The 8,266-nt window shown below is 68.6% G+C and carries 7 protein-coding genes and 2 pseudogenes; 6 read left to right on the forward strand and 3 right to left on the reverse strand.

What is annotated here, in order from left to right:
• Both SACPADRAFT_RS25820 and SACPADRAFT_RS0206060 read left to right on the forward strand, forming a co-directional pair.
• Positions 1-188 (forward strand): DAK2 domain-containing protein (locus SACPADRAFT_RS25820; protein WP_007025549.1); only part of this gene is annotated, 188 nt, incomplete at its 5' end.
• Positions 185-655, forward strand: a complete 471-nt coding sequence (locus tag SACPADRAFT_RS0206060) for a ribose-5-phosphate isomerase (RefSeq protein ID WP_007025548.1) — start codon at positions 185-187, stop codon at positions 653-655. The genes SACPADRAFT_RS25820 and SACPADRAFT_RS0206060, both read left to right, overlap by 4 nt.
• A gap of 122 nt (positions 656-777) precedes the next feature.
• Here the strand turns inward: SACPADRAFT_RS0206060 and SACPADRAFT_RS25825 are convergent.
• Positions 778-1,140: pseudogene (locus SACPADRAFT_RS25825) on the reverse strand (hypothetical protein).
• Between the two features lie 216 nt (positions 1,141-1,356).
• A complete protein-coding gene (locus tag SACPADRAFT_RS0206070) occupies positions 1,357-2,667 on the reverse strand; it encodes a helix-turn-helix domain-containing protein (RefSeq protein WP_233357126.1) in 1,311 nt (436 codons plus the stop codon).
• 143 nt (positions 2,668-2,810) lie between these two features.
• Here SACPADRAFT_RS0206070 and SACPADRAFT_RS0206080 point away from each other — a divergent pair, with 143 nt between their 5' ends.
• The gene (locus SACPADRAFT_RS0206080) at positions 2,811-4,490 is read left to right on the forward strand and encodes a methyltransferase domain-containing protein (protein WP_007025544.1); all 1,680 of its coding nucleotides are present in this window, start codon (positions 2,811-2,813) and stop codon (positions 4,488-4,490) included.
• Positions 4,491-4,544: 54 nt separating this feature from the next.
• Here the strand turns inward: SACPADRAFT_RS0206080 and SACPADRAFT_RS0206085 are convergent, their stop codons facing one another.
• Complete coding sequence (locus SACPADRAFT_RS0206085; RefSeq protein ID WP_007025543.1) at positions 4,545-6,050, reverse strand: AAA family ATPase; 1,506 nt, start codon at positions 6,048-6,050, stop codon at positions 4,545-4,547.
• 108 nt (positions 6,051-6,158) lie between these two features.
• On the opposite strand from SACPADRAFT_RS0206085, the gene SACPADRAFT_RS0206090 reads away from it, so the two are divergent.
• The 3 genes and pseudogenes from SACPADRAFT_RS0206090 to SACPADRAFT_RS32305 form a co-directional block, all read left to right on the forward strand.
• Positions 6,159-6,722 (forward strand): MarR family winged helix-turn-helix transcriptional regulator, encoded by a 564-nt coding sequence (locus SACPADRAFT_RS0206090; protein WP_007025542.1) that lies wholly within the window; start codon positions 6,159-6,161, stop codon positions 6,720-6,722.
• 119 nt (positions 6,723-6,841) lie between these two features.
• Positions 6,842-8,035 carry a homogentisate 1,2-dioxygenase gene (locus SACPADRAFT_RS0206095; protein ID WP_007025541.1) on the forward strand — a complete coding sequence of 398 codons (1,194 nt, stop codon included), beginning with the start codon at positions 6,842-6,844 and terminating at the stop codon, positions 8,033-8,035.
• Positions 8,032-8,266: pseudogene (locus SACPADRAFT_RS32305) on the forward strand (hypothetical protein); the annotation flags it as partial. The gene SACPADRAFT_RS0206095 and the pseudogene SACPADRAFT_RS32305, both read left to right, overlap by 4 nt.

An 8,266-nucleotide genomic window follows, 5' to 3' on the forward strand; every position in this document is an offset into this window, starting at 1 on the left:
GGGGCCACGCCGCCCGCGCCGCACGGGAGGCGGCCGAGGCCACGGCCGGGCTCACGCCCCAAACAGGGCGGGCCCGGCCGCTGGCCGAACGCAGCCTCGGCACCCCGGACCCGGGAGCGACGTCCCTGGCCCTCGTCCTCGACCAAATCGGCGGGATTCTCGCCGGAGCGAAGGAGGAAGCCCAGTGAACGAGCAGACACCGCTGCGCATCGTGGTCGGCTCGGACGACGCGGGACTGTCCTACAAGGACACCTTGAAACGGGATCTGGCGGCGGATCCCCGGGTGGGACACGTGATCGACGTCGGAGTGGGGGCCGACGAGCACACGGCATACCCGCACGTGGCGGTCACCGCCGCCCGCAGGGTCGCTGACGGCGAGGCCGACCGGGCGCTGCTGGTGTGCGGCACGGGCCTGGGCGTGGCGATCAGCGCGAACAAGGTGCCCGGCATCCGCGCGGTCACCGCCCACGACAGCTACTCGGTGCAGCGTTCGGTGCTGAGCAACGACGCCCAGGTGCTGTGCGTGGGCGAACGGGTAATCGGGTTGGAATTGGCCCGGAAACTCGTCTCGGAGTGGCTCGGCCACCGCTTCGACGCGGCCTCCCCCTCGGCGGAGAAGGTCGCCGCCATCACCGGCTACGAACCGGTGCGGTGACCGGCCTCGCCCGAGATCGCCCCGCTCACTTGCCGACAGAGTGGGCGTGGCGATCTCGGCGCTGAAAAATGCAACCGCATCACCTTTGACAAGGCCAGCGAACACCATGCCGCTCGACCGGCTCAAGCCATGTGAGCCCCTTCGATCCGTTCGAAAATGTCAGCGTCCGTCTCCCGCTGCCACTCGGGCAACTCTTCCCAATCAGCCACGTACGCGGGCTTCGGTTCGTCGAAGTGTCGGAGGATCTGCCCGAGCCAGCACAGTGCGACGAAGCGCCCCTTCTGCTCCCGGCTCAGCTTCGATGTAGCACCACCAGTGGCGTCAACGAACGCCCGCACCTGATCGAACACCGCCGCGGCACTCAGCTGCTCTCAATCGGGTGTCTCCTCCCACGGTGCGACATATCCCGCTTTCGGCTCCCCGGGATAGTGCTTCCGGACACCTTCGATCCAGGCTTCCCGGAACACCCGGCCGTGCTCGGTCATCGTCCATACTCCTTCGCGATCGGTTGTCCTGTGGTGAGCATCTCGATCTCTCTATCGAGCGTGCGGACATGTCGGTCACTCATGAATGGCTCGAGCTGAGGCCGGAGAACAGCCAACTTCCGCCCCCGATAGCCGACCGAATTGGTGTCGGAATGGCTCCGGCTACCGCTTCGACGAAGTCTCCCTTCGGACGGAGAAGGTCACCGCCGTCACCAGCTACGAACCGGTACGGTGACCGGCTGTCTCCCGGGTGGATTCGTACACCTCCCGAAGCTCGGGCGCCTCGGGAAGTCCCCGTGTCTCGACCGCGTGAACGATCTCGGCGGCACGCCAACGGCTGGACGGTACGATTCCGCCGGACGACAACGCACGACGAGTGGTGTCGCAGGCCTCATCGAGTCGGTCGGTCGTCACCATCGTCAACGCGAGGTCCAGGTGCGCGACCGCCACCCGCCGGGGCCAGGGTTTGACCTCCGCACCCGGGCGCAGTCGCCGGACAACCTCACGGGCGTACTCCTCGGCGGCCGGGTCGCCCACCCACGCCAGGGTCGTCGCGGTGTAGGAGACGCACTTGTCCGGGTCGTAGTGATAGTGGTGCTCCGGCCGTTGCGGACGCTCTCTCGGTGACACCAACCGGTGGACGCGCTCGACGATGCGGAGTGTGTCCCGGCGTTGCCCGAGTCGGGCCAGTGCACGACCTTCCTGCGCCGTGGCCTGGATCTCGACCGAACTACCCTGCGGGGCGACCTGTCGCGCCATGCGGGACAGGTCCAACGCCCGCCGATAGTCGCCACCGGTCAGACGGCGCCACGCCTGCGTCTCGTGACTCCACGCGCGGAGTTCGTCGTCCCCGCTCTGCCGGGCTACCTCGACGGCGACGCGGAGCCGGGCCTCGGCGGCGGCCGCCTGTTTCAGGTCCGTGTGCACGGTGGCTGCCAGCAGCGACAACCATCCGCCGATGGCGAGCAGCCGACGATGCTGAGCGAGGGTGGTCCGCCCATCGAGCAGGTGTGCCACGTACCCGAGACGGGTACGCAGTCGTTCCAGTAGTTCGGCGGGCGCGGTGCTGGAGTAGTCCCTGGCGAGCTGGTCGAACGCGTCTTCGAGGGCTGTGAGTGTGGTCTCGCCGAGATCACTCGCTTCGACACGCCGGGCCAGTTCGAGGGCGGCGACTTCGTCGTGATCCCCGCTCCCGGCGTCCGGACGGGTGATGGTTTCCCGCGGTGACGCACGCAGTGGTCCGAATGACTCGATCTCGGCCTGATGTTCGCGCAGTTCGGCCGTCCTCGTGTGCTCGGTATGGCTCCGCTTCGCCGACTCCAGCTCCAGGAAGGCCGTGCGGAGGACACCGCCCGCGCCGCAACTCTCGTCGGCGGCGCACCAGAAGCGCTCGTCAGCGCCCGCACGTCCGTTCTCGATGTGGTTGACGGTGGTGCGGTCCCGGTATGTCGCTCGCGCGAGGTGTCCCTGGGTCATTCCGGCCGCTTTCCGGAATGTCGCCAGGCGCACGCCCAGTGCACGACGCATCTCAGCAAGGTGCTCCGGCTCACGCGGCATCGGCCCACCCCTCTTCTCCGGTGAACAGCGCGGATCCGAGCGTAGCGGGTGCACTCCGGTGTGGGCATTCCAGACACGGTCTGACGCACGGGCATGGTCACCGACGATCGTCAATGCATGCGCACGACGGATTCGCGCGGATCAACGACGAACGCAGAAGATCAGGAACTGGTTCGATCGTCGAACAGGGTGGCCGCAAGATCGCCTTCACCCGTCTGCTCGATGACGCCGACCGCGCCGATCTCACGGGGCTGAGCCAGACCACTCACCTGTTCCAACAATGGGTCGACAAGGCGTACGAGGTCCGTGTCCTCGTCATCGGCGACTTCCTGACCGCATTCACAATCCATGCCGGTAGCGCCGCGTCCCAGGTCGACTGGCGCGCCGACTACGCCCACCTGAGCTACGACACGTGTGACACGCCCGAGGACGTGGCCTCCGGCATCACGAAACTCATGCGGACACTGGGGCTCCTTTACGGTGCCCTGGATTTCGTGGTGAGCCCCGAAGGTGAGTGGACGTTCCTGGAGGTTAATGGCGGGCGGCCAGTACGGCTGGCTGGAACACCATACCGGAGCCCCGCTCACCGCGAGACTCGCCGACCTACTCGTCCGCCCGGTGGGGCACCGATGAGCAGCCCCGGAGTCGACTGGCGCCCACTCGTGGACGCGTTGGCCGACGAACTCACCGTGAGCGGAAAACTGGTCTCCCCCCGCTGGCAAGCCGCGTTCCGGTCGACGCCGAGACACGTCTTCGTACCTGAGTACCGCGAACAGGAGTCGACCGGTGAGTGGCGACGCATCGCGGTGGACAGCCCCGAAGCGGTGGCCGCCGTGTACCGCAACGTCGCTCTGTTCACCGACGTCGACGCGCGTGGCCACGGGATCTCGTCATCGTCCATGCCGGGGCTGATGACACGAATGCTGGAACTGCTCGACCTCCATCCCGGGCACCGCGTGCTGGAGATCGGCACCGGAACCGGCTACAACACCGCGTTGTTGTGTGCCGCCCTCGGCGATGCGAACGTGTTCAGCGTCGACGTCGACTACACCACCGCCGCGCGGGAACGGCTCGGCAGCCTCGGCCACCGGCCCACCGTGGTCACCGGAGACGGTCGGGACGGCCTCGCCGAACACGCACCGTTCGATCGCGTCCTCGCGACGGTCGCCGTCCCGCAGGTGCCACACTCGTGGTTGGGCCAACTCGCTGAGGGAGGACTCGTCCTCGCCGACCTGAAGATCACCGCCTCGGCGGGCAACCTCGTCCTCCTCCGCAAAGCGGGCGACCAGCTCGAAGGCCGATTCGACACCGGACAGGCCTACTTCATGCGGATGCGCCACACCGACGCCCCGGTCGCGCCACCCGACCCCGAAAGTCTCGGTGTGGCAGAAACCCGCACGACACCCCTGGGTGCGGCCGTATGGCTGGATCCTGTTCCCTGGTTTCTGTCGTGCCTGGAGTTCGGTGGACAGGTCACGATCGGGTACCGGCTCGGCGACGACCCCGGTGACGGGCCACGCGCGGCCACGTTGACCGGCGACGACGGATCCTGGGCCGAGGTCGACATGGTTCCACACCGCGGCGAGCCACGGACAGTGACCTACGCGGGGCCGCTGTGGTCGGCCGTCGAACGGGGCTACACCCTGTGGGAGAACACCGGCCGCCCCGGCTGGGACCGACTCGGCGTGACAGTCACCGCGACGCGGCAAACGGTCTGGTTGGACGCACCCATCTCGCCGCGAGCCTGGTGTGTACACCCGTCAGGCTCCCGCCGACAGTCGACGTCCACGTGACTTGACTGAGATTACTGTTCTTGATCCGGCGTCCGGGCTGACGGCCGAAAGCCGTCACGCGACGCCGTAGAGGCGGTCGAGGCCGACGAGGAGCACGCCCTCGCCCCGGCGTGCGGCTTCCGCGACGAGATCGTCGGTGAAGCCGGTGGTGCTGAACAGACCCAGTACCGCCTCGGAGGCGTCGTGGCCGCTGCCGGTGAGCAGGTCGCGGATGTGGTCGAGGCGCGCCAGCTCGGCGAGCCCCGGCCTGCGGTCCCGTGCCTTCGCCTCACCGAGGAAGACGATGGGCGCCCCGGTCGTCCGCGGCCGCGCGCCGCGGCGGAGACTCACGATGTCGACCTCGTGGCCGGTGCGGTGCTCCGGACAGGGCACCGTCGTCTGCCCGGTCGGCCCCACCCGCAGACCCGCCTCCGCACGGGCGAACCGGGTGACCCACTCGGTGGCGAGTGCTTCGAAGTGCGGGCCGAGGATTTTCGACGCCACGGTGTGCGCGACCTCGTGCCAGACCTGCTCGGCCTCACCGGCTTCGAGATCGGCGAGATACGGTTCGATCACCAGGTGGTGCAGTCGGACCACCGGATCGGCCACCGTGATCACCGGTCGGCGCTGGCGCAGCAGATCTTGATCGTGCCGCACGAAACCCGTGGACTCCAGCATCCGAAGCTGGTGCGTCAGGGACGACGTCTGCCTGCCGAGCAGCCCCGCGATCTTGGCCGGGGAGCTCTCCCCCGCCGCGATCGCGGCCATGAGCGAACCGTAGATCGCGGGGTCACGCAGCTTCGGGTCCTCGTGCACGACGCGGTCGGCCTCGTCGAACAGCGGCACGCCCGGGCGGAGGACGTTGCGCGCCAGCCATCCGCCCAACTCGTCGGGGTTCTCCGGCACCCGGGTGGTGGGAACGAGCTCACGGTAACCGGGCGTGCCCCCGATGAGTGCGTTGTGCCGGAACGCGGTCCGGGTGTCGTCGATCCCCCAGTATTCGCGGGCCTCGCGGAAGCCGAAAGGACTGACCCGCAGTTCGAGGGCACCCCGTCCACGCAACGCCTTCGTCCCGGCGAGCAGGTCCGACATGACCGAGATCGCGGAACCGCACAACACGATCCGCATCGGCGGCTGCCGCGACTGCGCTCCGGGGCCGAACTCGTCGTACAGCCCCTGCAGGATCGACGGGAGACCGGGCGTCTCCCGGGTCAGATACGGGAACTCGTCGAGAACCAGCAACGACGGGGCGTCCGTCCCGCTCCGGTCGGCCATCATCCGCACCGCGCCGGTCAGTGACTGCTCCCAGTCGGCGAAGCCCAGTGCGCCCTCGGGGAGTCCCGCCCACGAGGCGAGTGCCCGGTTGAACCGCCGCACGGCGATCGTCTCGGTCTGTTCGGTGGCGAGGTGGTACAGCCCGCCGGTCGATTCGGCCAGTCGGCGGAGCAGATACGACTTGCCCTGCCGACGACGCCCGTACACGACCGCGATGCGCAGCCCCGCGTGCCCGGACAGGGCGAACTCGGTCAGGTCGGCCCACTCGACCTCCCGGTCGAAGACGTCGACAGGCTTGTCCAGCACACCAGACCTCCGATTAGCGTTAACACGCTTATAGTAACTGTCTTAACGCTAAGCTGCATCCCGATATGGTTCATGCTTTAACTACTCAACCCCCTTAAGGTGTAAAGCATGGCGGCGTACGAACCCGGGGAGCCCGGACAGGGCGGTCCTTCCGACGACGAGCTGGACTTCTGGTCGTTCGTCGAGCTGGCCAATCACAGGCTGTACCGCGAGTACGGATTCCGCCACCAGCTCGCCACGCAGCTGCTGCTCACCCTGAACCGGGCGTCCAACATCGTCACCTACGACCTGGAGGCCTCGATCCACCGGCCGCGCGGCCGCTCGTGGTCGGGGTTCCGGCTGCTGTTCGTGATCTGGCTGGCCGGCCCGCTGGAGCCGAAGAAGGCCGCCGAGCTGACCGGGATGAGCCGGGCCGCGGTGTCCAACCTGACCAAGACCCTGGTCGCCGACGGGTTGCTGGAGCGCGACCCCGGCACGCGCGACGGACGGTCGGTGCTGCTCTCGCTCACCGACGCCGGGCACGAGGAAATGGTGACGGTCTTCGGCGAGCAGAACGAGCGGGAACGCGACTGGGTCGACGTGCTCTCCGCCGAGGAACAGCGCATCCTGGTGATGCTGCTGGACAAGCTGGTCTCCGGCCGCGAGGACTTCGACATCCGGGGCCGCACCTGACCCCGCGGGCGAGCGACGCGCCCTTGACCCGACGGTAGTAAATGGTTTAACTATATGGGCGGCAGGTCCCCCGCGACCGCGGCCTTCCTCGGCCCGCCACCGACAGCAAGGAGGCAGTCATGGCGTACTACCGCCGGGTCGGAAACGTGCCCCCGAAACGGCACACCCAGCACCGCACGGACGACGGCGGCCTCTACTACGAGGAGCTGATGGGCGAGGAGGGCTTCTCCTCCGACTCGTCGCTGCTCTACCACCGCGAGATCCCGTCGGCGATCGTGGACTCGCAGGTGTGGGAGCCGCCGGACACCACGACCACCCCGAACCACCCGCTCAAACCGCGCCACCTGAAACTGCACGACCTCTTCGACGCGCGCGCCGACACCGACGTCGTCACCGGACGCCGCCTCGTGCTCGGCAACGGCGACGTGCGGATCTCCTACGTCGTGGCGGGCAAGGAGTCCCCGCTCTACCGCAACGCGCTCGGCGACGAGGTCGTCTACGTCGAGTCCGGCGCCGCCACGGTGGAGACCGTGTTCGGCGCGTTGGAGGCCGGCGCGGGTGACTACGTGATCATCCCGACCTCCACCACGCACCGCTGGCTGCCGCGCGGCGACGAGCCGCTGCGGGCCTACGCGATCGAGGCGAACAGCCACATCGCCCCGCCGAAGCGCTACCTGTCCCGCTACGGGCAGCTGCTGGAGCACGCCCCGTACTGCGAGCGGGACCTGCACGGACCCGACGAGCCACTGCTCGCCGAGGGCACCGACGTCGAGGTCTACGTCAAGCACCACGCCGGCGGCAGGGTCGTCGGTACCCGGATGGTGTATCCGACGCATCCGTTCGACGTCGTCGGCTGGGACGGCTGTCTGTACCCGTACCGGTTCAGCATCCACGACTTCGAGCCCATCACCGGCCGGGTGCACCAGCCGCCGCCCGTGCACCAGGTGTTCGAGGGCCACAACTTCGTGGTGTGCAACTTCGTGCCGCGCAAGGTGGACTACCACCCGCTGGCCATCCCGGTGCCCTACTACCATTCCAATGTGGACTCGGACGAGGTCATGTTCTACTGCGGCGGCGACTACAGTGCCCGCAAGGGGTCCGGGATCGACCAGGGCTCGATCTCGGTGCACCCCGGCGGCTACTCGCACGGCCCGCAGCCGGGCGCGTACGAACGCAGCATCGGCGTGCAGTCGGTCGACGAACTCGCCGTCATGGTGGACACCTTCCGCCCGCTCGAACTCGGCGAGGGCGGCCTGGCGTGCGAGGACCCCGGTTACGCCTGGACCTGGTCGGGACGGGGGCCGGGGCAGTGAGCGCGCCGGAGCCGATCCCCGCGTTCGCCCGGGGTCTGTGTGACGACGCGGCGGTGTTCCCACCGGGGCTGGCGCCGCTGTCCGAGGCCGTGCCCGCGCACCGGACGCACCGTGCGGGCGGCTACCGCGACCTCGTCGGGCCGCTGGTGCTCGCCGAGCCGATGCTGTCCGACCTGGCCCCGCTGCTCGACGGGGACCCGCTCGACGTGGCCGTGACCGCACCGTCCGGGC

It is taken from the genome of Saccharomonospora iraqiensis subsp. paurometabolica YIM 90007 (assembly GCF_000231035.2).
In the GTDB taxonomy this organism is placed as follows: Bacteria; Actinomycetota; Actinomycetes; order Mycobacteriales; family Pseudonocardiaceae; genus Saccharomonospora; species Saccharomonospora paurometabolica.

Excerpts from the sequence above, each read along its gene's own strand:
- SACPADRAFT_RS0206090 (WP_007025542.1), top strand. The coding sequence starts at position 6,159 with ATGGCGGCGTACGAACCCGGGGAGCCCGGACAGGGCGGTCCTTCCGAC.
- SACPADRAFT_RS0206070 (WP_233357126.1), bottom strand. The coding sequence starts at position 2,667 with ATGCGTCGTGCACTGGGCGTGCGCCTGGCGACATTCCGGAAAGCGGCC.
- SACPADRAFT_RS0206080 (WP_007025544.1), top strand. The coding sequence starts at position 2,811 with ATGCATGCGCACGACGGATTCGCGCGGATCAACGACGAACGCAGAAGA.
- SACPADRAFT_RS0206095 (WP_007025541.1), top strand. The coding sequence starts at position 6,842 with ATGGCGTACTACCGCCGGGTCGGAAACGTGCCCCCGAAACGGCACACC.